General features: G+C 54.3%; 28 protein-coding genes. 8 read left to right on the top strand and 20 right to left on the bottom strand.

The genetic code is table 11. The annotated features are described in order from the left end of the window. Nucleotides 1-33 precede the first annotated feature (33 nt). Entirely contained in the window at nucleotides 34-618 is a 585-nt protein-coding gene (locus tag V6575_RS07545) for an NAD(P)H-dependent oxidoreductase (protein ID WP_340273632.1), read from the bottom strand. Nucleotides 619-919: 301 nt separating this feature from the next. On the opposite strand from V6575_RS07545, the gene V6575_RS07540 reads away from it, so the two are divergent. Next, nucleotides 920-1,552 carry a TetR/AcrR family transcriptional regulator gene (locus V6575_RS07540; protein WP_340273631.1) on the top strand — a complete coding sequence of 211 codons (633 nt, stop codon included), beginning with the start codon at nucleotides 920-922 and terminating at the stop codon, nucleotides 1,550-1,552. A 565-nt stretch (nucleotides 1,553-2,117) separates the two neighbouring features. Here V6575_RS07540 and V6575_RS07535 read toward each other — a convergent pair. Both V6575_RS07535 and V6575_RS07530 read right to left on the bottom strand, forming a co-directional pair. Continuing rightward, nucleotides 2,118-3,602: a methyl-accepting chemotaxis protein gene (locus V6575_RS07535; protein WP_340273630.1), complete on the bottom strand. Its 1,485-nt coding sequence runs from the start codon at nucleotides 3,600-3,602 to the stop codon at nucleotides 2,118-2,120. Between the two features lie 401 nt (nucleotides 3,603-4,003). Beyond that, on the bottom strand, nucleotides 4,004-4,489 hold the full coding sequence (locus tag V6575_RS07530; protein ID WP_340273629.1) for a YcgN family cysteine cluster protein: 486 nt from the start codon (nucleotides 4,487-4,489) through the stop codon (nucleotides 4,004-4,006). Nucleotides 4,490-4,573: 84 nt separating this feature from the next. On the opposite strand from V6575_RS07530, the gene V6575_RS07525 reads away from it, so the two are divergent. The 4 genes from V6575_RS07525 (at nucleotide 4,574) to V6575_RS07510 (ending at nucleotide 8,522) form a co-directional block, all read left to right on the top strand. Further along, nucleotides 4,574-6,844, top strand: coding sequence for a transglycosylase domain-containing protein (locus V6575_RS07525; RefSeq protein ID WP_422785538.1), 2,271 nt, complete (start codon nucleotides 4,574-4,576; stop codon nucleotides 6,842-6,844). After that, nucleotides 6,841-7,545, top strand: coding sequence for a DUF1214 domain-containing protein (locus V6575_RS07520; RefSeq protein ID WP_340273628.1), 705 nt, complete (start codon nucleotides 6,841-6,843; stop codon nucleotides 7,543-7,545). The genes V6575_RS07525 and V6575_RS07520 overlap by 4 nt, the downstream gene beginning before the upstream one ends. 10 nt (nucleotides 7,546-7,555) lie before the next feature. Beyond that, nucleotides 7,556-8,116 (top strand): DUF1254 domain-containing protein, encoded by a 561-nt coding sequence (locus V6575_RS07515; protein WP_340273627.1) that lies wholly within the window; start codon nucleotides 7,556-7,558, stop codon nucleotides 8,114-8,116. A 67-nt stretch (nucleotides 8,117-8,183) separates the two neighbouring features. After that, nucleotides 8,184-8,522 carry a hypothetical protein gene (locus tag V6575_RS07510; protein WP_340273625.1) on the top strand — a complete coding sequence of 113 codons (339 nt, stop codon included), beginning with the start codon at nucleotides 8,184-8,186 and terminating at the stop codon, nucleotides 8,520-8,522. A gap of 105 nt (nucleotides 8,523-8,627) precedes the next feature. On the opposite strand, the gene V6575_RS07505 is transcribed toward V6575_RS07510, so the two are convergent. The 4 genes from V6575_RS07505 to V6575_RS07490 all read right to left on the bottom strand — a co-directional run bounded on the left by V6575_RS07505 (nucleotide 8,628) and on the right by V6575_RS07490 (nucleotide 11,380). Continuing rightward, nucleotides 8,628-9,470 carry a DJ-1/PfpI family protein gene (locus tag V6575_RS07505; RefSeq protein ID WP_340273624.1) on the bottom strand — a complete coding sequence of 281 codons (843 nt, stop codon included), beginning with the start codon at nucleotides 9,468-9,470 and terminating at the stop codon, nucleotides 8,628-8,630. Nucleotides 9,471-9,613: 143 nt separating this feature from the next. Beyond that, complete coding sequence (locus V6575_RS07500) at nucleotides 9,614-9,973, bottom strand: DUF2946 family protein (protein WP_340273623.1); 360 nt, start codon at nucleotides 9,971-9,973, stop codon at nucleotides 9,614-9,616. A 176-nt stretch (nucleotides 9,974-10,149) separates the two neighbouring features. Then, nucleotides 10,150-11,016, bottom strand: a complete 867-nt coding sequence (locus V6575_RS07495) for a hypothetical protein (RefSeq protein WP_340273622.1) — start codon at nucleotides 11,014-11,016, stop codon at nucleotides 10,150-10,152. Nucleotides 11,017-11,170: 154 nt separating this feature from the next. Next, complete coding sequence (locus V6575_RS07490) at nucleotides 11,171-11,380, bottom strand: hypothetical protein (RefSeq protein WP_340273621.1); 210 nt, start codon at nucleotides 11,378-11,380, stop codon at nucleotides 11,171-11,173. A 196-nt stretch (nucleotides 11,381-11,576) separates the two neighbouring features. Here V6575_RS07490 and V6575_RS07485 point away from each other — a divergent pair, with 196 nt between their 5' ends. Continuing rightward, on the top strand, nucleotides 11,577-12,707 hold the full coding sequence (locus tag V6575_RS07485; protein WP_340273620.1) for a DUF2336 domain-containing protein: 1,131 nt from the start codon (nucleotides 11,577-11,579) through the stop codon (nucleotides 12,705-12,707). Nucleotides 12,708-12,761: 54 nt separating this feature from the next. On the opposite strand, the gene V6575_RS07480 is transcribed toward V6575_RS07485, so the two are convergent. The 3 genes from V6575_RS07480 to V6575_RS07470 form a co-directional block, all read right to left on the bottom strand. Then, entirely contained in the window at nucleotides 12,762-13,166 is a 405-nt protein-coding gene (locus V6575_RS07480) for a DUF1491 family protein (protein ID WP_340273619.1), read from the bottom strand. A 70-nt stretch (nucleotides 13,167-13,236) separates the two neighbouring features. After that, nucleotides 13,237-14,007: a peptidoglycan-binding domain-containing protein gene (locus V6575_RS07475; protein WP_340273617.1), complete on the bottom strand. Its 771-nt coding sequence runs from the start codon at nucleotides 14,005-14,007 to the stop codon at nucleotides 13,237-13,239. Between the two features lie 14 nt (nucleotides 14,008-14,021). Further along, complete coding sequence (locus V6575_RS07470) at nucleotides 14,022-15,887, bottom strand: sensor histidine kinase (protein WP_340273616.1); 1,866 nt, start codon at nucleotides 15,885-15,887, stop codon at nucleotides 14,022-14,024. A 329-nt stretch (nucleotides 15,888-16,216) separates the two neighbouring features. On the opposite strand from V6575_RS07470, the gene V6575_RS07465 reads away from it, so the two are divergent. Then, on the top strand, nucleotides 16,217-16,699 hold the full coding sequence (locus V6575_RS07465) for a DUF5330 domain-containing protein (protein WP_340273615.1): 483 nt from the start codon (nucleotides 16,217-16,219) through the stop codon (nucleotides 16,697-16,699). A 387-nt stretch (nucleotides 16,700-17,086) separates the two neighbouring features. Further along, the gene (locus tag V6575_RS07460) at nucleotides 17,087-17,518 is read left to right on the top strand and encodes a SufE family protein (protein ID WP_340273614.1); all 432 of its coding nucleotides are present in this window, start codon (nucleotides 17,087-17,089) and stop codon (nucleotides 17,516-17,518) included. Nucleotides 17,519-17,526: 8 nt separating this feature from the next. Here the strand turns inward: V6575_RS07460 and V6575_RS07455 are convergent, their stop codons facing one another. The 10 genes from V6575_RS07455 to V6575_RS07410 all read right to left on the bottom strand — a co-directional run bounded on the left by V6575_RS07455 (nucleotide 17,527) and on the right by V6575_RS07410 (nucleotide 25,677). Next, nucleotides 17,527-18,345 carry a DUF6456 domain-containing protein gene (locus tag V6575_RS07455; RefSeq protein WP_340273613.1) on the bottom strand — a complete coding sequence of 273 codons (819 nt, stop codon included), beginning with the start codon at nucleotides 18,343-18,345 and terminating at the stop codon, nucleotides 17,527-17,529. After that, the gene (locus tag V6575_RS07450; RefSeq protein WP_340273612.1) at nucleotides 18,342-18,755 is read right to left on the bottom strand and encodes a helix-turn-helix domain-containing protein; all 414 of its coding nucleotides are present in this window, start codon (nucleotides 18,753-18,755) and stop codon (nucleotides 18,342-18,344) included. Before V6575_RS07450 ends, V6575_RS07455 begins: the two co-directional genes overlap by 4 nt. Nucleotides 18,756-18,996: 241 nt before the next feature. After that, complete coding sequence (locus V6575_RS07445) at nucleotides 18,997-19,413, bottom strand: Ros/MucR family transcriptional regulator (RefSeq protein ID WP_340273611.1); 417 nt, start codon at nucleotides 19,411-19,413, stop codon at nucleotides 18,997-18,999. Nucleotides 19,414-19,734: 321 nt separating this feature from the next. Continuing rightward, nucleotides 19,735-20,082 carry a monovalent cation/H(+) antiporter subunit G gene (gene mnhG / locus V6575_RS07440; RefSeq protein ID WP_340273610.1) on the bottom strand — a complete coding sequence of 116 codons (348 nt, stop codon included), beginning with the start codon at nucleotides 20,080-20,082 and terminating at the stop codon, nucleotides 19,735-19,737. After that, a complete protein-coding gene (locus V6575_RS07435; RefSeq protein WP_340273609.1) occupies nucleotides 20,079-20,435 on the bottom strand; it encodes a cation:proton antiporter in 357 nt (118 codons plus the stop codon). The genes mnhG and V6575_RS07435 overlap by 4 nt, the downstream gene beginning before the upstream one ends. Next, entirely contained in the window at nucleotides 20,432-20,908 is a 477-nt protein-coding gene (locus V6575_RS07430; protein WP_340273608.1) for a Na+/H+ antiporter subunit E, read from the bottom strand. Before V6575_RS07430 ends, V6575_RS07435 begins: the two co-directional genes overlap by 4 nt. Beyond that, nucleotides 20,908-22,491, bottom strand: coding sequence for a Na+/H+ antiporter subunit D (locus V6575_RS07425; protein ID WP_340273607.1), 1,584 nt, complete (start codon nucleotides 22,489-22,491; stop codon nucleotides 20,908-20,910). The genes V6575_RS07430 and V6575_RS07425 overlap by 1 nt, the downstream gene beginning before the upstream one ends. A 5-nt stretch (nucleotides 22,492-22,496) precedes the next feature. Continuing rightward, complete coding sequence (locus tag V6575_RS07420) at nucleotides 22,497-22,874, bottom strand: Na+/H+ antiporter subunit C (protein ID WP_340273606.1); 378 nt, start codon at nucleotides 22,872-22,874, stop codon at nucleotides 22,497-22,499. Further along, nucleotides 22,874-23,293 (bottom strand): Na+/H+ antiporter subunit B, encoded by a 420-nt coding sequence (locus V6575_RS07415; RefSeq protein ID WP_340273605.1) that lies wholly within the window; start codon nucleotides 23,291-23,293, stop codon nucleotides 22,874-22,876. The genes V6575_RS07420 and V6575_RS07415 overlap by 1 nt, the downstream gene beginning before the upstream one ends. Continuing rightward, entirely contained in the window at nucleotides 23,293-25,677 is a 2,385-nt protein-coding gene (locus V6575_RS07410; RefSeq protein ID WP_340273604.1) for a putative monovalent cation/H+ antiporter subunit A, read from the bottom strand. Before V6575_RS07410 ends, V6575_RS07415 begins: the two co-directional genes overlap by 1 nt. Nucleotides 25,678-25,866 lie beyond the last annotated feature (189 nt).

Raw genomic sequence — 25,866 nt, 5'->3', positions numbered from 1 at the left:
CCCCAACGATAAGGGGACTGATGTTGATCGGCGTTATTCACCTTTTCGGCCAAAGCCCTCAACCTTGGACAGCCAGGCCTGCCTCTGCTCAGGGGTAGACTTCAGCATGGAGCCAAACTCCGTAAAACGGTTGGGCTTGATGCCGCAGAACTTCAGGATTTGCCGCTCCATCTGTTTCTTTACGCCATAGCCATAGATCAACTTCAAAAAGAACGGCGGTGTATCCGACGACAGCAGGATACGTGATGTGCGGCCCTTCAGCAGCGGTTCTGGCAGAGCCTTTCCCTTCACATATTTGAACGCAAATCCCGGCAGAAGAACGCGGTCGAACAATCCTTTCAGCACTGCCGGCAGCCCGCCCCACCACAATGGGTGGGCAATCACCAGATGATCGCACCAAACCAGATCATCCCAAAATGCCTTCAAATCCGGCTCAAGAGGCGGTGCCTTTTTGAAATCCGCTGTGCCGAAATCCGGATTGAATGTCATTTCGGACAGGTGATGCAGGCGCACCTCATGCCCGGCCTCCTGCGCGCCCCTGGCATAACTTTCCGTGAGAGCCTGACTAAAAGTCCCGCTTGCAGGATGGCCATCCAGTACCAGAATATTTCTTGTCATGTTCGTCCTCATAAAATAATTGACCGCGGTCATTTATTGAGACGGCAAGGCCAAAAGTCAACTAAATTGACCGAGGTCAATTTATTTTCAGGCTGGGTGAACACCAATCAAGAGACAAAACATTACTCTGATCTAGCTTTTCATTTTCTATATAAATTCAGTTAGATGACTAGAATATAGCCCCCGACAAAAGACCACTTTCACTGTCAACTCAGCCTTCTTATTGACCAAGGTCAAAAAAATGTGATTGGATCGGTAACCAGGCTGGGCAGATCATGCGCCTCAAGGAGACAAGACCGAAATGACCCGAAAGCCGCAAAAACGCACGCAGATCACACGGGCCAGAATTTTGAGCTCAGCGAAAAAGCTTGCAGCGGCCACACCAGATGGACTGGAAGGCTTGACGGCGGAAGCTATTGCACTGGATTCAGAAGTCGCCAAAGGCACTGTGTTTGCCCATTTTGGCGATATGGACGGCTTATTGTCTCATCTCCTGCTCGACAAGCTGCAGGCCTTGCGCGCAGCCGCCGAAACCCATCACACGCCATCACAGGTGCTGGCAGGTGATCCTGTGACAGCGATGCTCGACCGGATGATGGCCCTTGTGGAGGTGATCACTGAAAGTCAAACCATGCTGCGCGTCTTCATGGACAACATCGGTGTGACCAAGGGAAATTGCGCGCCTGAGTTCGTTGAAATTCTCGATGCGCTTGACGCTCATCTCCAGTCACTTCTAGCCTGTTGGCAGGCGTCACCGGACCTCCGTCCAGCGCTCCGCCAGGACCGTCCGCCCCATGAAATGGTCGATGGCCTGATCGCTTTCATGATCCACGGTGCAATTCTGTTTCGCTCCCACCAGGTCGACACCCTGGATCTCATCCGCCAGAAGCTGACCCGCCATGTCGAGGCGTTTTTAATCTCAAATCAGAATTAAAGCCGCTTTGCAGTAAATTTGCTGAATGACATATCCGCGCGCGCCTTCGGCAAGTGATATGAAGCTTTAACGGCATGGCCTTATTTACGGATCGTTTAGAAAAATCGCACCTTTCCACAATACATTACAAATATCATTCGACATTAAGCACATTACGATTGAATATAAATTTGTGGAATACATACCCTCCCAAGATATATTCCGCAGAAATGCTTGTTAATTCTGACAAGCACTTAGAAAACAGGGAAAGACGCCTATGCTTGAAACCGTCTCCCAAGGGCGCGTGAATTGCGCAGGCCACGTATAAAGTTCGCCTCCTCCTCCGGCCTCATCAGCCGGGCGAACTCGTGAATGTCACCTGTATGGCACCTGAACAGTTCAGGTCTGCCAGCTGATCAGGACCTCCCACCTGTGACGCCAAAACGAAAATCGCCACCTGACTGCTTCAACAGACAGGTGGCGATTTTTATGTCGAAATCATGGAGCAGGTCTTGGTTTTAAACAGAGCAGTCAATCAAGAGGAGCCGCAATGAAGTTCTCGCTCCCCTATGCCGAACCAATAAACTCAACCAAGTGACTGGGACGATTGACGCACCTTGTGTACGACCTCTTGCACCTGACCGGTCGAGCTAGATATCTCTTCGAGGTTTTGCGTGATTGACTGAACGCCCTGAGCCGCCATTTGCATGTTGCTGGAGATCTCCTGGGTCACAGAAGATTGCTCCTCGACAGCAGATGCAATTCCAGAGGAAATGTCGGAAAGTTCCCGGATGATCTGCAGAATTGAGCCAATCGCCTCTTCGGATTGATTGGTCGAATTTTGAACCGATTCAATCTGACCACGAATGTCTTCCGTTGCCTTGCTGGTTTGCGAAGCAAGGCTTTTAACTTCCGACGCCACAACGGCGAAGCCTTTACCCGCCTCACCTGCGCGCGCAGCCTCAATGGTTGCGTTTAGTGCAAGCAAATTTGTCTGATTGGCAATGTTTTCGATAAGTTCGATCACTTCACCGATCTTTTGTGAATCTGATGCAAGCTGAGACATGATTTGGCTTGAACTATCCGCTTTGGCGACGGCGCTTTCCGAAATCTCCATAGCTTGAGACACCTGACGGCTGATTTCGGCGATCGAAGCGACAAGCTCCTCTGAAGCCGCAGCAACAGTCTGCACACTCGAAGATGCCTGAGACGAAGCGCTAGACGCGCTGGACGCCTGGCCGTTTGCCAATGAGATCACTTCATCCAAATCACCCAGATCGGTATCGATTTCCTTTTGAATGTCACGACGTCTCAGCCGGTGCTGCATCTGTTCGGTAATATCACTTGCGAATTTCACAACCTTAACGGGATTGCCGTTTGGATCATAAATCGGGTTATACGTTGCCTGAATCCAAATTTCATTTCCGCCCTTGCCAATTCGTTTGTATTCACCGGCCTGAAATTCACCGCTGCGCAGCGCATTCCAGAACGATGCATATTCCGGCGCAGAGGCTTCGCTGGGCTGCACAAACATTCTGTGATGTTGGCCCTTGATCTCATCCAGGCGGTATCCCAAAGCTGATAGGAAATTGGCATTTGCGTTAATGATCGTTCCATCAAGCTCAAACTCGATCACGGCCTGCGATCGATTGATCGCCTCTATCTGACCATTGACCTCAGCTTCCTTGAGCTTTTGTTCGGTAATGTCGACAGCAATCTTGACCACTTTGACAACCTTGCCACCAGCACCAAGCACCGGATTGTAAGACGCCTGGATCCAGACACCCTGTCCATCTTTCCTGAAGCGTTCGAACTCAGCTGAGCTGTATGTTCCTGATGCCAAGCTTTTCCAGAACTTCTCATACTCTGGGCTGTTGGCGTAGGCCGGATCAACAAAAATTCTATGGTGCTTGCCTTGAATCTCGCTGAGTTCATAACCTAGGCAATTCAAAAAATTTTCATTTGCCCTGATGATTGTTCCATCAGGTTTAAATTCAATCGTCGCATGCGACTGACCAATTGCGGTCCACATTGCGCCAACGTCATTTAGAAATGGATTGCTAATTTTCATTTTTATCAACTCCCCTAACCAGTTTCTTCAGCAATGAAGCCGACGACTGAAACAAATTTGGCGTTATTACATTTAAAAACACTTAAATTCACTATTTTTATTTATTCAATACAACACACCCACCAGCACCGCCAAATAGTAAAAAATTATATACTAATGAATTTTATGTAGCCCAACAGGATAAATTCATAATCAAATTTACCAATCAATAAACCTATAATTTTAAACTTAAAATATGCACCTTAAATCGATAAACCAATCAAAAGCTGTATATTTGATCGTCGGACAAAGCAGAACTGATGTGCTCACTCCAGCACGAAAATTCATGGAGGCGCTTTCAGTCTATAAAAGTGAGAAATTGGTGGATTTGAATTCTCGGCATCGGCTTAGGAGTTCGAACTTTAGCACTCTGGCGTCTCTTCCGGCCAACTGACAACATGTGCCTCAAACTCTTCAACGCTCACATTGACTTCACTGACCGTTCGATCCTTGACCGAAATACCAGCTTGGTGAACCGTATCCGGGTCGCCTGAAATCAGGGGATGCCACCAGTAAAGATCCTCGCCATCACGTATCAGGCGGTAACCGCAGGTGGGTGGCAACCAGGTCAACTCCTTGACCTCGGAGACCGTCAGCTGAATGCAATCAGGTACCGTTGCGGCGCGATTTACATAATCCTTGCAGCGGCATGTCGACCCATCAAGCAGTTCGCAAGCGACATCTGTCCAGACAATCGCACCAGTTTCCCAGTCTTCCAACTTGTTCAGGCAACAGCGACCGCAGCCATCGCACAATGATTCCCACTCACTCTGGTTCATTTGATCCAGAGTTTTTGCCTTCCAAAACGGTTGGCTATCGGGATTTTCCGGCGAGACGATTGATTTCATCGGCGGTTTCGAGTTCCTTTGGGACAAATTGGTTGGCGCGGCCTATCATGGTTCAGCGCTCGGCAGCAAGCAGGACCTTGTCCGGTGACGGAAGACAATAACACACCAACACCATTAGAGCCGGACGGTAAGTCCGCCGCTGGCACGGAAAACGTGCGCTCTGCCAACTCTGCACAAACTGCCGAAGAAGCGCACCAGAAAAACCTCCAGAAGGCTCCAAGACAACGCCGGACAATAGGGCAGTTTTTCCTGTCCATTGATGCTTTTGTGGATACCATTTTATGGCATCTGGGAAGCACCATCCGGATCATCTTCGAGCGCTATGATTCCTTTCTGCGCCGGTTTCGGGCGCGCGGCTTCTGGCGTGCGCTGGCAGAACTGGGCTCAGAAGGCTTCACCTGGGGCACCGTCGGCCTCGTCATTGTGCTGGCCTTTGCCCAACCCGCCTTTGAGGCGACCCGTTATACGGACTGGCGCACCACCGATGATTTCGCGGTTACTTTCCTCGACCGGTTCGGCAAGGAAATCGGCAAGCGTGGCATTGTCTTGAACGACACCGTGCCTCTGACTGAAATTCCCGAAAACATGATCAAGGCAACGCTGGCGACCGAAGACCGGCGCTTCTTCACGCACTTTGGCATCGACATCCTGGGCACCTTCCGCGCCATGGTCGAAAATGCCCGCGCCGGCGGCGTCGTCCAGGGTGGCTCCTCCCTGACCCAGCAGCTCGCCAAAAACCTGTTTCTCAGCAATGAACGTACGCTCGGCCGCAAGATCAAGGAAGCCTATCTGGCGCTTTGGCTGGAAGCGAACCTGACCAAACAGGAAATCCTCAAGCTCTATCTGGACCGTGCCTATATGGGCGGCGGTGTCTTCGGCGTAACGGCTGCCGCAGAATTCTACTTCAACAAAAACGTCCGCGAGCTGACACTGGCTGAAAGCGCCATGCTGGCCGGGCTTTACAAGGCCCCGACCAAATATGCCCCCCACGTGAATTTGCCTGCGGCCCGCGCACGCGCCAATGAAGTTCTGACCAACATGGTGCAAGCCGGTTTCTTAAGTGAAGGCCAGGTGATCGGCGCAAGGCGAAATCCCGCGATTGCCGTAGACCGGTCACAAGACCGGCTGCCAGAGTATTTCCTCGACTGGGCGCTCGACGAAGTCAAGAATATGGCTCGTAGAAACCCAGCGCTGGCCCGGGACCGGATCGTCACCGTGCGCACCACCCTTGACCCGGCTTTGCAACGGCAAGCGGACATGGCGATTGAAACCACCCTTCGCGAAAACGGCAAGGCACGGGACGTTGATGAAGCGGCCATGACAGCCATGGTGCCTGATGGCGCAGTCGTAGCCATGGTTGGCGGAAACTCTTATGGCGACAGCCAATTCAACCGGGCCGTCAACGCGTTGCGTCAGCCCGGCTCCGCGTTCAAGCCCTTCGTCTATATGACCGCCTTCATGAATGGGTACTCCAAGGACAGCATAGTTCCGGATCGCCCAATCACCATCGGAGGCTGGAGCCCGCGCAACTATGGCCGAAGCTATCGTGGTCCTGTGAGCCTGAAACTGGCCCTGACCAAATCAATCAACACGGTGCCGGTTCGCCTGGCCCAGGCCATCGGACGGGACAAGATCGTCGAGATCGCCTATGCCATGGGCATCTCTCATGAGCTCAAAATTTCCAAATCCTTGCCACTTGGTGCCTCTGACGTATCGATCATTGACATGGCCGCCTCCTATTCCACCTTTGCCAATGGCGGCCTGAAGGCGACGCCCTATGCCATTTTGGAAGTCAAGAACAGTGCAGGTACTGTGTTGTATGACCGTGTACGGGACGAGCCTGAGCCGGTCCGGGTGCTGCCTGCCGACAAGGTAAATGAAATGAATGAGATCCTGGTCAATGTGGTGGAAGCTGGCACCGGGCGCAGGGCCCAAGTTGATGGCGTGGTGGCTGCAGGTAAAACCGGCACCACATCGGCCTATCGCGATGCCTGGTTTGTTGGCTATACCGGCAATTTCACGGCTGCGGTCTGGTTCGGCAATGATGATTTCACATCTACGCGCCGTGTCACCGGTGGCAGCTTGCCCGCCGTGGCCTGGCAGACATTCATGGAATATGCCCACCGGGATATCGATCTTGTGCCCATGCCAGGGGTTGATGCAGCAGACCTTCCGCGCTTCCCCAAGATGGCGATCAAGGACTCTGAAAGAAACCGACCCCAACCGCGCATTTTGAACCGTCAAACGCAACAGGTCCTGAAAGACATAGGCAAGGCGCTGACGGCCATTGGCCCAGTGGCTGCCATTCAGCCGGAGAAGACCTCCCCCCCCACTGATGTGGCAGCTGCCCAATGAACATTCCGCAGCGTTTGACACTGCATCGTCGTTCCCTAGCCCCTAGGTTTGCCGAGGCCGGCTGGACGGATCCGGACTTGCCGGAGATCCTCAGGCCGCGCCGTGCAACGCCCGTGCGGACACTGGCCACGATCCTTTTGGTCTTATTTGCCGGATCCATGCTCGGCATTGCCTCAGCCTATGTTTTGATTGAACGAGAACGGCCCTTTCTGGCCGTCAACATCGGCCCCTGGTCAGCCTATCCGAAAGCAGGCACCTCGGAGGCTGATCCCTATTCGGTCGCCATTTACACCCGCAGCGCCCGTGTTCCGCTTGCCTCAGGCGAAGGACTGGCCTTGACGGCCCGGACAGACAGCGCTGGCGCCTCACTCGATCCAGCCTGCATCTACAGCATATCTGGCAGGACGCCGACAGCGCGGCTGTGGACCTTGACCGCAACGGATGCAAATGGCCGACTGATGAAAACCCTGGCCGACAGGTCCTCCCTCAACAGCGGCCAAATTCTGCACAGCGAAGATGGCAGCTTCAACATCACCGCAGCTTCAAGTCCCCATTCGGGCAACTGGCTGCCGCTGACAGCCAATCCATCGACTGAAAATGACCTGATGTTCACCGTCCGGCTTTATGACACACCGATCACCACCGGTTCCGCACTCCGCGGTGCGGTCATGCCTAAAATCGAAAGGCTGGCCTGTCCATGATATTGGCCACATGACCCTGCCTCCACGCCTCGCCTGGACAGTCGGCCTGGTGGCAACCTTCAGCCTTGCCATCGTCGTGCATATCCTCGTGGTCCTGACGGTTCCCGACAACGTCAGCCACAGCGCTTATGAGGATATTGCTGACTTCGGCCCCGATCGCAGCTTCAACCTGTTGCCAGACGTGGTTGCCGGAGCTGAACCTCTGCCTGCGCTGGATCCATCCATGCAACACGCAGCATGCCGGTTCAGGCTGGAGGATGGACCGGTGCTGTTCACCGCTGCGATTCCCGTGCCCTTCTGGTCCATCGGGCTGTTCAATGAGGTCGGTGAAGCGGTCTACAGCCTGAACAACCGGACAGCTGGATCAGACATCCTGTCCATGCTGCTGCTGACACCACAGCAATTGTCCATCTTACGCCAAAATCCGCCAGATGATCTGGAAGACCTGATCGTGATCGAGGTCGAAGATACCAATGGTTTCGCCCTGCTTAGAGCCTTCTCCCCCCACGCCTATCAGCGACAGGACGTGGAATCTGCCCTTAGCACCGCCTATTGCGGCTTCTTGGGATAAGCACCGCATCTCGCTAAAGCGCTAGGAGAGACATCGGTCAATCCTCCTCTCTATCGCCACCCCAGACTTGATCCGAGGCCACATCGGCAGGAGCGCAAGTCTCGGAAAGGCCTTTGCCCCACTGATCCCGTCACCCACTGCGTTTGGCCGGGATGCTGTCGGGCGGCCCTGGCGCATCGCGCTCACCACACCAAGTCTCGACGGCCTTCGAGCCGCCGTCCAGGCAGGCCTGGGCATCACATGCCGGACCGAGTTGGGGCTCGGCCTGCCGCCATTGCCTGACAACGCACTCCCGCAGCTGCCGGAAATCTCCTACTCGGTGATCGAGCGCCGTCGTGACAAGACCGGGCCCCATCAGGTCGCCCAACGAATGGCTGAGCATCTTGCGGAGTTGACCAACAGCTAAGTTCACAGCTGTGCAACTGGCAAGTCCTGCGCCTTTGTTATCCCGACATAGACCCGGGCCTATCAATAGAAGGCGAAATCCCGGCACAAAGCCGGGACCGAATACCTAGAGCGTGCCCAGTCGCTTCCCTGCTTTTTGTGCCGCCACCTTGGCCATGGCATCCATCGTCGAGCGGCGTGCCAACATAGTTTCCATGCGTGCGGCCCCCGCCTGCGCTGGCGTACCGTTTTCAAACGGAGGTTCTGGTGCGTATTCCATGATAAGCTGCACACGCCTCGCTGTTTCCTCGTCCTTGATCATCGCGGCGAGCCGAAGACCGAAGTCAATCCCGGCCGTTACGCCGCCACCTGTGATCCTGTTGCCGTCTTGAACCACGCGCTCATCAACGTGGTGCGCGCCGAGCATGGGCAAAAGGTTTGCGACACCCCAATGCGAAGTCGCATTGCGGCCTTCAAGCAACCCCGCACCGCCAAGAACCAGACTCCCTGTGCAAACGCTAGTCACCCAGCCCGCCCGCTCACCACGTTCGGCCAAGTAGTCGATGACTTGGGTGTCATTCATGCAATCAATCGTTCCCAGAATGCCACCTGGGACAAAAAGAATGTCGGGCGTCCGGCTTGCCTCTTCAAAGGTATGTGTGGCTGAAAATGGTATGCCGACGTCCGTGGAGACAGGGCTACGACCTTTCCACACAAGCTCAATATTACAACGCATGATGCTGAACACAGTCATTGGCCCAATCAGATCGAGCGCGACCATCTTGGGATAGATCATCATGGACACCACAGGCGCATCAGCAGCTATCGTCCTCATCATGCGTTGATGAGAATCCTGAGAAGTCTCCTTAGGGGCATTGGCGCTGCCAGCCAAGACAGGGAATGTCGCTGCAGCAGCTGACAGGCCGGTGCCAAGCGCGAGAACGCTTCGGCGGTCGAGAAAATCTTTCATGGGTCGTCTCCAAAAATCTGAGAATCTGAGCACTCAGCACAATCAGTCTGCTGTCGACGAATAGCGAACCCAGATCGACGCCAAGCCACGATTGGCCAAGCCTCTGATTCAATGTGCTGAATATTTTCTTTGATATTTATGCTTCAATCGTCTTTTGGAGGACCGCGAACAAAAAACCGCCGAGGAACCAGGGCGTGATCTGAGGGTATTGAAGTCCAAACTAAGGTGACCAAGGCAATGAGCGCTGGATCGATAGCCACGATCTCATACGACGCTAGATAGGGCTTCGCATGGAGGCTCCAGTCACAATGCACCCCGTCATGTTCATCGTCCTGATCAGACACCGGCTGAGCCGCGCCATTCGCATCAAGGACCACCCGGAACGAACCGCCACCTGTGCAGATGACAATCCCGACCTCGCCGCCGTTATCACGCGACAGCATCGTGCCATTTGCCAACCCACCAAACGCAAGGAATGGGACAAGTAAGATCCACGCAAGCATAGCAAGCCATGCCGGTCGTCTAAGGTTCGGTGATGGAGTGTGCGCAAACCTCATGATGAATCGCTTATCACATCAGCGAAAAATTCACAGAGAGGTCAAGTGTCACAGTCTACCAGAAGAAGAGCTAGCAGCACGATCCGAGAAATACACGTCGCACCAGTCATCACTTTCCCCGCTCACTTTACGGGCGGCGGGCGTTCGGTGCCCCAGCCGGTGAAAATCCGGGAACGTTTGTTGTTTGTGTTGTCGCCGAAGCGCTTCTCGCTGTCGCAACCGTTTTCAGCCAGACGCACTTCACCTTCAAGGGTTCGGATCGCCGTGTTGGTTTTCCAGAGCCGGTTGGCAGATGGGGTTTCGATTTCCAGGCTGCTGACCGCCTTCTGATAGGCCTTGATACGATACCGCAGGGCCTGACCGACCCAGGAGATCATCATTCGGTTCTCCCAGACCCTGGCCTTGGCGCCAGCGTACATCTCTTCTGTCGTCAGAGGCTTGTTGGACAAAACGCGCAAGCGCTCCTTGTCAGCCTTTTGAACCCGCAGCGCCACTTCGCAGAACGGCCAGACGAGTTTGGCATCTCCCGTCGCATCGGCTGCAACACGGTCATAGCGGGCATTGCTGGAGCGGAATTTGTCAGAGCTCAAGAAGATGTAATAAAGATCGACCGGTACTCTGCCCTCGACTTCCGGCAGGATGCGGGTGCGTGACAGCTCCACGATCGTCCCGCCGATCCAGTCCTTGGTCCAGGGGGGGCGGATAAGGCCCCAGCCCCTGTTGCGCAAGAGCTCTTCGTCATCGGTCAAATTGAACTTGGATACCGGATCGCCGCGATAGCGTGCAGAAACTTCTCCTGCGGCAGGCATAACCTTGTCATGGATAACGCTTGGTGCTGCGCGGTCGAAATCTCCGGTCGGCCGACTGCATCCGCCGATCAGAACAACCATCAGGGCAGCTGCGCCCAAGGCTGCTCTCACAGCACAAAAGTGTTTGAGCCGTTTCGGCAGGTCCATTAGTTCCAGCCTAGACGCTGACGTACTGCCCATTGGGCCTTCTCCGCAACTTGACGCCAGGGTCTTGAAGATCTCGAAATGACTTCAAGATCGGCGTTCACCCAGATCAAATCTAGACCTGGAATGAATGAGCCGCTGGCGGCCGGAGAAAGCACCATCGTGCAAGAATTGGTCCTGATAACAGGAGTCAGTCCTGGTCGGAGGCGCCGGATCCGGCTGATCTCCCGATGGTTCCGATTCTTGCGGCCAGATCAAGGGCCTCATGCTCGTATCGCACACCTGGAAAGAGGACAACTTCCCCAATGGGGGCTGAAGCGCCTCTTTTTGGCATGTTTCGTCTGGCGGTGATGCTCGACTGGGGTCTTGGCGCTGATGCGAAGTCCAACAGTGTGCCCATCGTCTCCTCCTTCGGTTCCTCTCCCGATCGACACCAAATGGCAGCGGGGAGATGGTTCAAATGGGTGACGCAATACTCTTCTCAGAATTTGATTAGGCGGCGAGCAGGGTTAATAGTGTGCTAATGGTTTTGGTTTAATTTTAGGAATAGAACAGCGACCGTTCGCTCAGCTGTCAGTATTGCGTAATTGAGAGCCATGACCTGTTTGTCCGACAATTCGTCGAGCGTGCCCAGCACATCTCGACGCGCCAACTCTAGCTCTGATGCAGTCTTGCTGACTGCCACGGAGCTTTTTGTCAGCCGCGAAACCCATGACGCCCGTGAAATCGCAATCTACCGCGAGCTAGCGCTGAACCTTTTGCCGCAGACCCGCATTGAGGACAGACGGCACGTCGCCAGCATTTTGGTACGGCATCCCTGTGCACCACAAGAACTGTTGTCGGCCCTGGCCGCAGACGAGGACACGCTGACGGCCTACCCGGTGCTGCGCAACACTGCCTACCTGAGCGAAGAAATATTGACACAACAGGCCCGCAGTGGTGCAGACAGTCTCTGCAAAGCCATTGTCGAGCAAAGTGATTTGAGCGCACCAGTGCTTCAGGCTCTTGCTGAGAACGGTAGCCTTGACGTGATCTCCGCCTTGATGAACCGGACTGACGTTAACCTAAGTGATGCACTCGTAGCCAGTCTGTGCAAGCGGCCCGGAGTGCTCGCGATGTTTGGCGATGAACTGCGCAACCGCGATGCGATTTCATCCAACCATTTGATGGGGCACTTTTGCCGCCTCAGTGGTGAGATGCGCAATGAGGCCATAGCAGCAGCCGAACTGGCCAATCTTGTCGACCTGACCAGAAGCGGATCCCACAAGCCAGCGCGCGCCGTGTTCAAACCGCGACTGCTCAACCATTTGCACCACAGTGCCATGGCAGACAGTCCTGATGAATTTGCCCGGGAACTGGCCTATGCCCTCAGCCTGCCAGAAGACTTCACCCGCTATGCTCTCATCAGAGACAGCGGCGAGACCCTGGCGATCAGCTTGAAGGCTCTAGGCTTCAAGAGCGCCCGTGCCGGCCAAGTCATGGTTCGGCATCTGGGCGACAGAACCTCTCTTGGGAACCTGCGCACGCTCATCGACGTGTTCAGAAACATCACGGATGGCGCAGCGATGATACTGGTCAACCGCTGGATTTCCGTGGAAAGCACGGCAGCAGATAAACCCTCAACACAGCATCAGCCACTTCATCAGGACAGCCGCCCTGCCCGCAAGCCAACTGAGACGCTCTGGCAGGAAATCAACGACATCGAAAAGCTCCTGCGTATCGGCTAGAGCCGCCTTGGTTTAAGGCACCCGAAACGGGCGCAAGTGGCCTGGATTCAAAATTTAGCGTTTGAAGAAAAGATCCGGCCCCTTGTCAGGTTCATCCTCGGCCAACGGCAGGTCGATTTTACCGCCAGGGGCCTCTATCTCCACATGCCAGTAATCCGGATCCATCCTCGCTTCCTTCAAGAGGCGCGCGGTGATGTCTTCGCGCGGCACGATGCTAAGGACCTTTTCAAACAGCCGCCCTTCCGGTTGCTCGACGAACATCGCCTGAGGAGCAGGTCCGTAAAAATCATAGGTGCCATCAAGCCTGTCTACCGCAATGAAAATAGCGCCAGCTTCCGGCGAACCTTTTTTCTGGATCGCCGCAAAACCGGCTTCGGCGAAGATCCGGCGCACAAGAGCCGTCACAAAGAAATCAGACGTTACGCGCATGGTGCTGGCCTTCAGGTTCAGGAAGAACATGATGAGCCCAGTGGTCAGCACGAAGCGTCACAGGAGGCCCAGATGGTTTCAAGCAGGTTTTGAAAAGGGTCTAGTTCAGTTTGGAACCACTGACCATTTCCAGACGCTCAATCACCTTTGGACCAAGATCACCGGTGATCGGCAAGCCACGGTCCAGCTCAAACCTGCGGATCGCAGCAGATGTATTCTCGCCCAGAACCCCATCGGCTCTCAATGGCCCATAGCCAAGGTCAGCCAGAAGCTGCTGAATTTTTGCAAACCGCATATTTTCCGGCGCGACGACAATCGGCTCGGGTACTGGAACACTGGTGGATTGCACATATCCAGCGTGTGGCTTTGGCCTTGGCAATGCCGGCATTGCTGTCGTCGAGGTTGTTGCGGCCTCAACACTTCTATTTCCTTGCAACATGATCACAGCCAGCAGTGCTTGCGTTGCGATGCCTGTTTCAGGCTGCCCCTGAAGACGCTGAATTTGCCGGATAGCCATTTCAGTTGCAGGCCCGGGCAGCCCGTCCAGCGGCCCTCTATAAACGCCAATACGGCGCATTTCTCTTTGCACATCCAGAACAAGAGCTGAAGCAACAGGTACATTTGCCTCGGTCTTGCTCTCAGGCTCTATTGCCTGCGGACGGTCGCGGGTCGAGAAGAGCGGCGCTGGATGGCGCATGGGCTGGAGGCTGAGTGCATTGGCAACGATCAAGCATCCGGTCAGGGCCATCACAACCGCACCGCCGGCCGCAACAGGATTGTCGCGCGCAATGCCACCGGCACGAGCGATCATGCCATCGCCGCCTTCATCCTCGTCGTCAAAGTCAATGTCAGCTTTCTTGCCGCGCGCCATCTTCTATCTTCCGCTCATGCGCTTTTGGCGAGGTTTGGCCTCGTCGAAGCGACGAACGTTCCCCTGTCCATCATGTCCACCAGTGACGCCTTGTCAGCAACGGGTGCATATCCTGAATTCGGTAGTGTCGCATCTGGGGTGGTGCCTGTTTTGACTGCCGCAGCAGGCAAGCGCACCAAAGCTCGTGTTCCTTTTCCAGAACGGCCTTCAAGAACCAGAGCACCGCCGTGCAGCTCTGCAAGCCCCTTGACGATTGACAACCCAAGGCCACTACCCGGTTCGACTTCAGCGTTCTCTGTTTCAATGCGAACGAATGGCTGGCCGAGCTTTTCGATCATATGCGCTGGAATGCCAATACCGCAATCCTGCACCTCAATGACCATGAAAGATCCGCCACGGCGGACATCCACAGACACTTCGCTGCCCTTTGGGCTGAACTTGATTGCATTGGTAATCAGGTTGATCACGATCTGCTTCAAGGCACGACGATCTGCAGGCAACAGCGGCAGGCCTTCCTTTCGCGGGAACCTCAATTCGACCCCAGCCAAATCGGCGATCGGGGCCATCATCGCCCGACAACTTTCCAGACAGGCTGCCAGATCTACAGGTTCGATGGAAAGCTCCATGTGACCGGTTTCAATGCGTGACGTATCCAGAATATCATCCACGACCTGAAGCAGGTGCAGGCCGGACTTGTGAATGAGCTCAGCATACTCACGGCTCTGGCCAGCAGCCGTCCTGTCCCCCTGCATGGTGCGCAACATATCTGAAAAGCCGATGATCGCATTCAACGGCGTGCGCAATTCATGGCTTGCACTGGCAATAAATCGCGTTTTGGCAAACGACGCTTCTTCGGCATCCCGACGTGCCCGGCGCAGATCTTCATCACCGGCCTTGCGAGCAGATATATCCTGCAGTGTCAGTCTCAACTTCGAGGAGGCTTCACTCGACGCAGGTTGGCGGAAATGCAGACCTATCCAGATATATTCTGCAGCGCCTTGCTCACCTGGAGTGCTTGCTCCCCTGCGCAAGCGGAGTTCGACAGGCTGAACATCCATTCCGCTGCGGGCATCTGCAAGCTGCGTCAGATAAAGCGGACGATCAGACACATGAACCCGCTGGAACAGCCAGTCACCGCGGGCCTGACGCTGGGACAGCCCCAAAATCGCTTCAAACGGCCCACCAAGCACTGTAGCCGTTCCGTCGCTCTCCACGGCACAGACAACATCCGTCGCCGCATCATTCAACTGTCGCAGACGCTCCTTGCCATTCTGCACAGCGCGGCGCACACGCTTCTGATCAAATGCCAACCGCAAGGCCAGTACCGCCATGTAAAGACTGGCAGCCAAAGCAGATATCACCATGGCAGAGGGAGTTGGCAGCACGAAGAAGGCTTGACCATTCGCAAAGACTGCGAGTGCGCCGATCATGGCCACACAGAGAGCTGCAGAGCCAAGAATCACTTTCCGGGATCCAGACAATGCGGCTTCCATCGGCACGACAGCAAACCAGATCAACGCAAATGACGTTAGCCCGCCCGTAAAGGCGCAAAGGCCCGTCAAAAAGCTCACAAAGAGGAAAGCCAAACATGCATGAGCCCGTTGCAAATGTCCCGTTTGGGACAAATACAGAGCCAAAGGCCATTGAGCCAGCATCCAGGCCAGAACAAGGGCAACCGGTAGGCTGGTCGATCCAAACAGGGCAAGATGCAAAGGAAGGACCAGCAAGGCAGCAGTCCCACTTCCCAGGCACCCAATCAGGAACGACGCATGGCGCGGCTCCTGCAAGGGATCGCCAAGAGCTGCAGGATGCACCAATCCCCTGATTTGGGAACGGAGACTGTCAGCCAGTCCGGATAATTTCGACAAGTGGTTACGCACGACACACTTCCAAGCCCAATACGCGGGCGAATGGATCCAACTATTGTCTTTATTTTGGCCGCCGACCACTTAAGGAACGATAAAGGATAAAATTCTATCTGCCCTTCAAGCCATAAAAATCGTTATGAAACGGGCAGTTGGGCCAAATTAGATAAAATTTGAATCAATTTTGCTGAAAATTTGCCTCAAACACCTGTTTCATTTGATGAAAATTGGGCTGTTCGACTCAACTCGGCCTTGGGATGTCACTGCTAGATTGCCCTCACAACAAAACGAAGCCACCTGGTGCGGAGAGCTTCGTAGATCGACTAGAACGTAAGGGTAGCAACATGTTCTTTCTTATGAGAACCGCATTCTGGCTGACACTGGTCCTTGTTCTGATCCCTCTGGGTTCAAACAGTGACACCGTGTCCAAAGAAAAAATTGATCCAATTGCAGCTTTTTTTGCAGCTCAGGAAACTGTCTCCGATCTGGGCGGATTTTGTAACCGCAATCCAGGTGCTTGTGAAACAGGCGGCAACGCACTTGCAGCAATTGGCGCTCAGGCTCGTGACGGAGCACGGATTGTTTACGAATTCCTCGACACCCAGGTCGCAAAGAATGACGGCACCGATCTGCCGCTCCTTGAAAAGAGCGCAGCGCTGATCTCCGGTACTGCATCTGAAGATACTCTAACAACCGGCACTGTCGTTTCGGGCACATTAACCGATGAAGACAAAACAGTGCCTTGGCAGGGAACTGAAACAGCAACAAAATTCGTTCCCAATTTCCAGATTGGGCCAATACCACGGCCCAACCCTCGCGCGAGCTAGATCGCCCGAGGGGCCGTTGATCAGGGGAAGTGACCTCCTCTCCCGAAAAACGGTAGTTTGCGCCCCGCTTGTCCGACGCTCAAAATGGCCACAGCCAGACAGAAAGTCGGAAGACGGTAAAACTACAGCGGATTATTCTGCTACGTCGCAAATGGATGGCTACCCCTTCCATTTGCGACGGTTTTTTTGACATCGCCTAAACTCCAGCACCTTGGGGTTAGGGAAATCGTTTTGGGTTCATGCTCCAACGGATATTTCTTCCCCATAGTCCGCTCAGATCAAATTTTGCATGGAATCTAAGCTGAGTGATTTGCAAGTCGCCCCATGGAAGCTATATCAGGCAGAAGATCGGCAACGCATTCAAAGCGACGACTTATCAAGGGCGACATGACCAGCACACTCGATGACATTCTTGAAAGCTTCGACTTCCTCGACGACTGGGAGGATCGCTACAAATATCTGATCGATCTCGGCAAGGAGTTGCCTGCGCTCCCCGATGACGAAAAAACCGAAGCCAACAAGGTCCGTGGCTGTGTTTCTCAAGTCTGGCTTGTGACCGAACTGACCAAAAATACAGACGGCCAAACAATTATTACCTATCGCGGTGACAGCGATGCGCTGATTGTCCAGGGACTGGTTGCCATTACGCTTGCCCTCTTCTCCGGCAAGACCGCAACCGATATCCTCGACATTGATGTCGATGGGGTATTCGCCAAGCTTGGCCTGCAGGAACACCTGACGCCACAGCGCTCCAATGGCCTGAGATCCATGGTTGGGCGCATTCGCTCTGATGCAGAGGCAGCCTCGGCAGCAGTCTAGGTTTCCTATCAGTTCATATGCGCTGAACGGATACGGCCTGTGCCCTTGCCTGCCACCGCGCGGTAGCCATATCTTGTTGCCAGGCTGGTGAGGGCGATCTGAAGCACCACCTTGCCAGAGCGAGCAGGCCAGCCGCGTTCTGCCTCAACCACCTCCAGCCCTTTCAAATGACAGCAAACATCGATCAGCAAGGTCGACAAGACCGGCTCAACGTCTTTAAGGACACCCTCGATGCGCTGTCTTGCCGCGATCACATCGTCTGATAGATCTGCTGATCTACCAGATGCCCCACCAGAACCACGGACATCCCCAACCCTCCAGCCTGCCGATAAAGTCGGCATCAGCCGAGCGAAACCATAATCAGCCCGCAGACGCTCCCCCGCTTCAATCTGTGCGGGATCGAGAAGAGCTTTTCCTTTTCGGTCTTTCCGACTGGCAAGCCAGGCGAGCGGGCTCTCCGCCAGATTCACCTGGCTGACTGAATGACCAGCACCAGATTCGGTTTTGAAATTCACCGTCGAAAGCTCACGGTGCTGGTCCAAAAAACCATCGCCTTCGCTAAGCCATCGTCGCAAGCACTGTCTGCCCGTTTGTGACAAGACGTAGTCCTCTTGTCGCCGCTCCAACAGGTCTCTGCGGCGGAGGGCCGTCATCACTGCTTCATTGACATGGCCTGCCATCTTGCCATCGGATCGCCGCACACACCAGTTTTGATCAGCGCACCCATCAATCAAATGCGTTAGGACGGCACCCGGTCTGGCGAGCGACTTCAACAGCAACAACAGCTCCTTGCTACCGGTGGTGTAAGGTCCTCCCGCCTTGCTCATTGAATGGCTCCACCTATGGCTGGAACAGAACTTTCATCGCGCATGGAGATCAGCTGTTCTATCTGGCAAACCATCATGTCAAATGATGGATCATCCCGCCCATCTTCGATACGTCGGCAGGCATAGGCGACAGTCGATCGATCCCGATTGTATCGTCTGGCAACCTCAATAAGACGCATACCGATTTCGACATGTGAGAGATACATGACCAAATGCCTGGCTTCGGCAACATGGGCACGACCGCGGGTCTTTTGGTAGAGGTCTTCCGGCCGGATGCAATAGGCCCGGGCAACATACCCCTCCGCCAAATGCAAATGTGCGGCAGTCCGGTTGTCTGCCAATAGCCTGATCAGATTCCCAGGTCGGCAAATTGCAGCGTGAGGGATAATTGTCCGCCAACAGGAGTTCATCGCTTTTCTCCATTGCTATAAAACGAAGGCACAGCCTTGAATAGGCTTATTTTCCTACATTGTAGCAATGCAAGTCAGGGTTAGGGATAAGTTTACCAACAACCTTAAAATGGGAAAGCGAAATTCACTCCTCGGATATCCAACAACGAAGGAACTTGCAAAACGAAAAAGGCCGCCCTAATCGGGCGGCCTCTTCGAGGAGCAAAGCGGCTAAATCAAGTCGCCATGAATCAATTTCAAATTACTTCGAGCGCTTGCGCTGCTGGCCAAGACCCATCTTCTTCGCAAGCTCTGAACGAGCTGCTGCGTAGTTGGGAGCAACCATTGGGTAATCGCTCGGGAGGTCCCACTTTTCGCGGTACTCTTCCGGTGTCATGTCATAATGCGTACGCAAATGACGCTTCAGCGATTTGAATTTTTTGCCGTCTTCCAGACAAATGATGTAATCGGCCATGACCGACTTCTTGATCGGAACAGCAGGCTTGAGCGGTTCTGGCTCAGGCTCATGAGACGCCGTAGAAGTCCGCTGAAGCGCACCGTAAACCTCATTAATAAGGTTCGGCAAATCTGTAGATGCCACGGTATTGTTGCTTACGTATGCAGAAACGATGTCAGCTGTCAGGTCAATGAGAATATTATCCACCGGACTATCAGTCATTTTTCACCTGTATTTTAATAAGATCAGGAATGCTATTCGTTGGATCCAACCACGTTTCTTGCCTAAAATTGCAACACAAATAGTTTATACTATAAAGTGGAACAAAATTTGTCTGAATCTACTTAGCTGGTCACGATTAGGAATTTATATCGCTATAAAATCGCTTCGACAACCCCCGAAACCTGATAAATACAGTAATATTTCAATAAAAGAGCAACATTGGGAAATATTAGTCGCAAAAAACAACCTGTGAAACTTGAGACTATTTTTAATCAACAGGTTCTCAAACTTACAAACAAGGCAAAATTAGGTTCTTAACAACTACCTATCTGGCTGCAGCACGTCCTTTAGTGCGTCAATCTTTGTGTCAGCACAGGGTCGGTAACCGACTGAATAAGCCGCTTTCGCCAAAAGATGTGCAGACAGAGGCGCCGTCAGGAGGAAGAAGACAACCCCGGCAATCGCGCGGGTGACAACATCTATCTCTCCTGCATACACAGCAAGAGCTAACAGCATAACGCCAGAGCCCAGAGTTCCGGCCTTGGATGCTGCATGCATCCGCATGTAAACATCCTTGAGACGCAGAAGACCAACAGAGGCTACAAGCGCGAACAGCGCGCCTGCTACCAACATCAGGCCTACGATAATATCGACTACTGCAGCAATCATTGACCTGCCTCCCGACGTTCAATGCTTTCCTTGACTTCCTGCATGATGGTTTCGTCTCCTGCAGTGCCACGGTTCAGGACAAAGCGTGCAAACGCCACAGTTGCCAAGAAGCCGACAAGGCCAAGTGTGATCGCAATATCGATGTAGAGATAGTAATCGGTCAGAACGCCTATTGCAGCGATGAAGCCAATACCCACAGCAACCAACATATCCAGGGCAACAATTCGGTCCGGAAGCGTCGGACCTTTGACCGTGCGATATACGATCAGGACCAGAGACACAGTCAAAACTGCCAGCGAAATATGGACACAGACATCCAGAAATGTGTCTGCAAAGGCCTCAATCGGTGTCATCGGAACACCTCCAGGATCTTGCGCTCAAAACCATTTTTGATGTCATCGATCGTGCTTTGAGGATCAGGCACATCAATGCAGTGCACATATAGGATCTTACGATCTTCTGACACATCCACAGACAAGGTGCCGGGTGTCAGCGTGATCAGATTGGCAAGCATGGTGATCTCGAAATCCTTATCAACCGTCAGCGGATAGGCAATAATGCCGGGCTGGAGATCGATTTTGGGCTGGATCACGATCATCGTGACGCGCCAGGCGGACAGAACCAGCTCGTAGATAAACAAGACGGCAAGCCCAATGGCCAGACCTACACGCCTGAAATACTTACCAGTGCCTACCTGCTCACGAATGAGATAGAGAGCTGCTGTCGAGAGCACGAAACCGAAGACGAGATTGACGACCGTAAAGCTTCCGGTGACGGCGCCCCAGGCGAGCGCCATAAGAATGTTGATCAGAAACAAACCGGTCATCACAGACCTCCGAAGACTGAACGTACATAGCCGAATGGCTCGACCACACCACTTGCCCCGCGCGTAACCAGCTGGAGCATCCACTCAGGTTGCAGTCCGAGGTAAATCACCAATGCGGTCAAGACACCAAGCGGGATCCAGATACCGGCAGACGTCAGTTGCGGGGCAGGCACAACACGCTCGATCACCGTACCATCTGCTGTACCCTCCGGACCACCGCGCCAGAAGGCGAAGATCCAGACCCGGCCAATTGCCAAAGTGGTCAGGAAGCCGGACACCAGAATTGCACCGGCAAGAAGGTATCGACCATCATCAAAAGCTGCATCGACCAGCATTATTTTCGGCCAGAAGCCCGAGAACGGCGGCAAACCGGACACTGCGAAGCCGAGCACGAGAAACACAGCTGCAAAGACCGGGCTGATACCATAAAGCCCGCCAAGTTCGCGCAGCTTGTAAGAACCACCCAGCATATTCATAACGCCAGCAGCCATATAAAGCGCTGTCATGACGATGATGGAATGCACTGCGTAGAAAATCGCGCCGGAAATCGCCAAGATAGAGCCAACAGCAACACCGGCCAGCATGGCCCCGATGCCCACAATCACAAGATATCCCAAGACGCGTCGAACCTCGCTTTGCGCGAGTGCGCCCATTGCCCCGGTCATCATGGTTGCAATCGCCACCACTGCGATCAAATCGGCCATATAGTCACGAGATCCAGGCAGCAACAGCACGAACACGCGGATCATGGCATAAACGCCGACCTTGGTCAGAAGCCCTGCAAAAACAGCAGAGACCACGATGTTTGGCGTGTGGTAGGAAGCTGGCAGCCAGAAGTTCACCGGGAAGGCCGCTGCTTTCATCGCAAAGGCCAGGAAGTACAATGCGGCAATCGTCGCCAGTGGGCCAGAAGCCCCACTCTCGAGCGCCGCCACCTTCATGGCAAGATCAGCCATGTTGAGCGTGCCGAACATGCCATAGAGCAAGCCCGTCGCAATCAGGAACAGGTTGGTGCCGATCAGGTTCAAGATACCGTATTTCACTGACCCATCGAGCTGCAGCCGGTCATTGCCCAGCACCAACAGCCCGTAGGATGAGATCAGAAGCACCTCGAACCAAACGTAGAGGTTAAATATATCGCCCGTCAGGAAAGCCCCGGAGACACCAGTCATCAGGAACAGGAGGAAAGGATAGAATCCGTAACGACGCTCCGTTGCCTGAATGGTGACGCTGCCGTAGATCCCGGCACAAAGAGCAACAATGGACCCGACCAGGGCCAGGGTCACTCCAAGGGCATCTGCGGTGAAGGCAATGCCGAAGGGTGGCAACCAATTGCCCATCACCATGGTGATGACGCCCTTGTCGAGCACCCGCACCAAAAGCCCGAAGTTTGCAGCGACCAGCAAGACCAGGAAGATCAAACCGACTTTCGGCTGAGCCTTGGTGTTCTTGCGTGTCATCAAACACAGCGATCCGCCCAGGATCGTCAGCAGCGACGGCGCGACCAAAAGCCAGTCACCGGCAGACACCGGCGCAGTGATCATCGCCTGAGAAATATCAACGGAAACGGAGGACCCGGCCATGGAGATCAGTACCCTTGTGGCGGTGCTGGTTCATCGATGGGTTCGGCGATACGCATTTCATTGGCATCATCCGTACCCAGTTCCTGATAGGCGCGAAAGGTCAGCACCAGAAGGAACGCGAAGAAGGAGAAAGAAATCACAATAGCCGTCAGAACAAGGGCCTGAGGCAAAGGATTGGCGGTTGCCACATTGGGCGTATAAAGCTCTAGCGGGATCAAGGGCGGCACTTCACGGGTCAAACGACCGGCAGTGAAGATCATCAGATTGACCGCATTGCCCAGGATGGCGATGCCAAGCAGCATCCGCACCAGCTGCTTCGAAAGCATCAGGTAGACAGATACGGCGAAGAAAAGCCCGATCAGGACCGAAAGACCGGTTTCCATCAGTCGCTCTCCCTTTCTTCCAGGGCCAGGGCAATCGAAGAAATCGCCCCCACAACAACGAAATAGACGCCGATGTCAAAAACCATCGGGGTAGACAGGTCGACGTCCACGTCAAAGAAGTGGAACGAGAGCCACTGACTGGTCATGAAGCTCTGGCGCAAGAACAACGACGGCACCCCGGCAAGCGCCGCGATGAACAGCCCGAAAGCTGCCAGGTTCATGGGATGCACCACGATGGAGCGGCGCACGGCAGCAACCCCGCAGGCAATCCCGTAGATGGCCAAGGCAGAGGCTGCGATCAACCCGCCAATAAAGCCGCCGCCTGGCTCGTTGTGGCCACGCAAAAGCACGAAGATCGAAAACAGGATCATCAGGGCGGCCAGATAGGGCGCGATCGTGCGGAAAATTATCGTACGCATCAGCGTGCCTCCACAGGCTTGGAAAGTGCCTCGACAGCGGCACTTTCGTCCGGCGTATCATTATCCGGTTTGGTCTTGATCCGGATCAGAGCCAGCACACAGAGCCCTGTCAGCACGACAACCGCAATTTCGCCGAGGGTATCAAAGCCGCGGAAGTCAACGATGATCACGTTGACGATATTCCGGCCATGAGCAATCGTGCGGCTATAGGCTGTGAAGAAATCAGACAGGCGGCTGTCAAACGGTTGCTGCGTGATCGCCATCAACGTCAAGGCAATGCCCACACCGACACCAGCTGCAATCGCGCCGGTGACAATGGCCGAGGCAGGCGAACGATGATCACGCGGGGCAAGGTTCAATCGGGTCATGACAAGCGCCAGGATCACCACCGACAACGTTTCCACCATGAACTGTGTGAAACTCAGGTCCGGCGCACCGAACAGCATGAAGATCAAGGCGACTGCAAAGCCCTGGATACCGAGGGAGACAATCGCTGTCAGGCGGGTCTTGGCAATCAAAACAGCCACAAGCCCGAGAAACGCAATGAGTAGAATACCCCACTCATAAAAGGCATAGACCGGCATGGCAGGCATGTCCGGCATGCCTCCAGCCGTGAACAATGGCACCAGAACCGCAGCGGCTGTAAAGCCGAAGATCAGCATCATATAGGTCTGCATTTTTCCGGCTTGCACAAGCCGGGTAAAAACTGTCGAAAAGGCCACGATGCCGGAGACGAATTGGTCAAAGCCCTTGTCCGGGCCCCAACCGATCGCCCTGAGCACACTGGCAATGATCGCACGCAGACGATCCAGCTGCCAATACAGCACGATGCCAAGAGCCACAGTAGTGACCGACAAGATCAACGGAGCACTGATGTAAGTCGGATAGAGATGCAGCGAGACATTCATCGTGCTGCCGGTCAGCGACGACAACATAGGGCCGATGAAAAACTCGCCCGTGAAGTGAGTAAAGAGCGCCGCAGCAAGGCCGACCAGTGCCAGAACGACCGGACCGGCAATCAACAGGACTGGTCCGTCATGGGCATGTTTTGGCGTGTCGACTTTTGGTCCAAAGAATGGCTTGATTGCGATGGCGGCGGCAATCACCAGCATCATCGCATTGCCCAGAACAGCCGTGGCAGTGACCCAAAGCGCACCTGGGCCCATGGTCCATGTGCCTTCATACATCACTTCCTTTGCAATGAAGCCGATGAAAGGGGGAAGACCACACATGGACAGCGCCGCCAAACCGGCTGCTGCGAACGTAATCGGCATTGAACCGCGCAAGCCGCCCAGCTTGGTGATATCACGCGTTCCGGTCTCATGATCGATCACTCCGGCGACCATGAACAGCGCGCCCTTAAAGAGGGAATGCGCCAGCAGATAAAGCACAGCACCTTCCAGAGCTTTTTCCCAACTGGTGCCAACCAGCATGACCAGCAGACCAAGTGAGGCAACCGTGGTGTAGGCCAGCATCAATTTCAGATCCGTCTGGCGTATTGCCAAAATGGTGCCGACCAGAAGCGTCGCGCCGCCAAACAGCGGCAACACCGTGGTCCAAAGCTCCGTCTCGCCCAACAGCGGATGCATCCGCATCAGCAGATAGACACCAGCTTTCACCATGGTCGCAGAATGCAGGAATGCGGACACCGGGGTCGGTGCTTCCATGGCATTTGGGAGCCAGAAATGGAACGGGAACTGGGCTGACTTGGTGAACGCGCCGCCCATGACCAGAATGAATATCGGCAGATACAGACCGCTGTCCTTGATCACATCCGGGTTGGACAACAGCGATGACATCTCGATTTCGCCAGTCGCGCCGATAATCAGGATAAACGCCGCCAGAAGTGACAGACCGCCGCCACCTGTAACAACCAGAGCCTGGATCGCAGCGCGGCGCGAGGCTGCGCGCAGATGATCAAAGCCGATCAGCAGGAAGGATGTGATGGATGTCAGTTCCCAGAAGATAAACAGCGTAATCAGATTGTTCCCGGTGACCAGCCCGAGCATCGCGCCCATAAACAGGAACAGAAACGAGAAGAACCTGCCCTGCTGCGGATGGCCGTTCAGATACCCACCGGCATAGAGAATGATCAGCGTACCGATACCTGAGATCAGTAGCGCGAACAGCGTCGACAGGCCGTCAATATAGAACGACAGATTGATGCCATAACTCGGCGCCCATTCCAGAGCAGGCGTAAACGTCTGACCTTCGGAAACCGGCGCGATATAGCCGGTGAAATGATAGAAGATCGCAGCCGGGACGGCAGCCAGAACCCAGGCAGCGTTTTGACGGAAGATCGATGTCAGGAAAGGCGCAATGGCAGCAGCCGCGAAGGGCGCTAGAACGGCCAGAATTGTTAGGTCTAAAGAAGCAGGTGTCATACTGTCTCGATCGCTTTTCCAGCTAGGACACGGCGGGCGAATACCTATCGAATCAACGCCCATACGTTGATTGGTTAATGGAGCTGTCTTACGTGCCAGCTTGATGACACGCAAGAGTTAGGAAACGGTTTCCAGATCAACTCTTCACCAGACCTTTTGGCGAAATCTGCTTTCCAGATCTAATATCGG

The sequence above is a fragment of the Roseibium algae genome, assembly GCF_037783265.1.
Taxonomy (GTDB): Bacteria; Pseudomonadota; Alphaproteobacteria; order Rhizobiales; family Stappiaceae; genus Roseibium; species Roseibium algae.
This window is presented reverse-complemented; position numbering and strand designations above follow the sequence as displayed.

Excerpts from the sequence above, each read along its gene's own strand:
- V6575_RS07545 (WP_340273632.1), bottom strand. The coding sequence starts at position 618 with ATGACAAGAAATATTCTGGTACTGGATGGCCATCCTGCAAGCGGGACT.
- V6575_RS07540 (WP_340273631.1), top strand. The coding sequence starts at position 920 with ATGACCCGAAAGCCGCAAAAACGCACGCAGATCACACGGGCCAGAATT.
- V6575_RS07535 (WP_340273630.1), bottom strand. The coding sequence starts at position 3,602 with ATGAAAATTAGCAATCCATTTCTAAATGACGTTGGCGCAATGTGGACC.
- V6575_RS07530 (WP_340273629.1), bottom strand. The coding sequence starts at position 4,489 with ATGAAATCAATCGTCTCGCCGGAAAATCCCGATAGCCAACCGTTTTGG.
- V6575_RS07520 (WP_340273628.1), top strand. The coding sequence starts at position 6,841 with ATGAACATTCCGCAGCGTTTGACACTGCATCGTCGTTCCCTAGCCCCT.
- V6575_RS07515 (WP_340273627.1), top strand. The coding sequence starts at position 7,556 with ATGACCCTGCCTCCACGCCTCGCCTGGACAGTCGGCCTGGTGGCAACC.
- V6575_RS07505 (WP_340273624.1), bottom strand. The coding sequence starts at position 9,470 with ATGAAAGATTTTCTCGACCGCCGAAGCGTTCTCGCGCTTGGCACCGGC.
- V6575_RS07500 (WP_340273623.1), bottom strand. The coding sequence starts at position 9,973 with ATGCTTGCGTGGATCTTACTTGTCCCATTCCTTGCGTTTGGTGGGTTG.
- V6575_RS07495 (WP_340273622.1), bottom strand. The coding sequence starts at position 11,016 with ATGGGCAGTACGTCAGCGTCTAGGCTGGAACTAATGGACCTGCCGAAA.
- V6575_RS07490 (WP_340273621.1), bottom strand. The coding sequence starts at position 11,380 with ATGGGCACACTGTTGGACTTCGCATCAGCGCCAAGACCCCAGTCGAGC.
- V6575_RS07485 (WP_340273620.1), top strand. The coding sequence starts at position 11,577 with ATGACCTGTTTGTCCGACAATTCGTCGAGCGTGCCCAGCACATCTCGA.
- V6575_RS07480 (WP_340273619.1), bottom strand. The coding sequence starts at position 13,166 with ATGTTCTTCCTGAACCTGAAGGCCAGCACCATGCGCGTAACGTCTGAT.
- V6575_RS07475 (WP_340273617.1), bottom strand. The coding sequence starts at position 14,007 with ATGGCGCGCGGCAAGAAAGCTGACATTGACTTTGACGACGAGGATGAA.
- V6575_RS07465 (WP_340273615.1), top strand. The coding sequence starts at position 16,217 with ATGTTCTTTCTTATGAGAACCGCATTCTGGCTGACACTGGTCCTTGTT.
- V6575_RS07460 (WP_340273614.1), top strand. The coding sequence starts at position 17,087 with ATGACCAGCACACTCGATGACATTCTTGAAAGCTTCGACTTCCTCGAC.
- V6575_RS07455 (WP_340273613.1), bottom strand. The coding sequence starts at position 18,345 with ATGAGCAAGGCGGGAGGACCTTACACCACCGGTAGCAAGGAGCTGTTG.
- V6575_RS07450 (WP_340273612.1), bottom strand. The coding sequence starts at position 18,755 with ATGAACTCCTGTTGGCGGACAATTATCCCTCACGCTGCAATTTGCCGA.
- V6575_RS07445 (WP_340273611.1), bottom strand. The coding sequence starts at position 19,413 with ATGACTGATAGTCCGGTGGATAATATTCTCATTGACCTGACAGCTGAC.
- mnhG (WP_340273610.1), bottom strand. The coding sequence starts at position 20,082 with ATGATTGCTGCAGTAGTCGATATTATCGTAGGCCTGATGTTGGTAGCA.
- V6575_RS07435 (WP_340273609.1), bottom strand. The coding sequence starts at position 20,435 with ATGACACCGATTGAGGCCTTTGCAGACACATTTCTGGATGTCTGTGTC.
- V6575_RS07430 (WP_340273608.1), bottom strand. The coding sequence starts at position 20,908 with ATGACCGGTTTGTTTCTGATCAACATTCTTATGGCGCTCGCCTGGGGC.
- V6575_RS07425 (WP_340273607.1), bottom strand. The coding sequence starts at position 22,491 with ATGGCCGGGTCCTCCGTTTCCGTTGATATTTCTCAGGCGATGATCACT.
- V6575_RS07420 (WP_340273606.1), bottom strand. The coding sequence starts at position 22,874 with ATGGAAACCGGTCTTTCGGTCCTGATCGGGCTTTTCTTCGCCGTATCT.
- V6575_RS07415 (WP_340273605.1), bottom strand. The coding sequence starts at position 23,293 with ATGCGTACGATAATTTTCCGCACGATCGCGCCCTATCTGGCCGCCCTG.
- V6575_RS07410 (WP_340273604.1), bottom strand. The coding sequence starts at position 25,677 with ATGACACCTGCTTCTTTAGACCTAACAATTCTGGCCGTTCTAGCGCCC.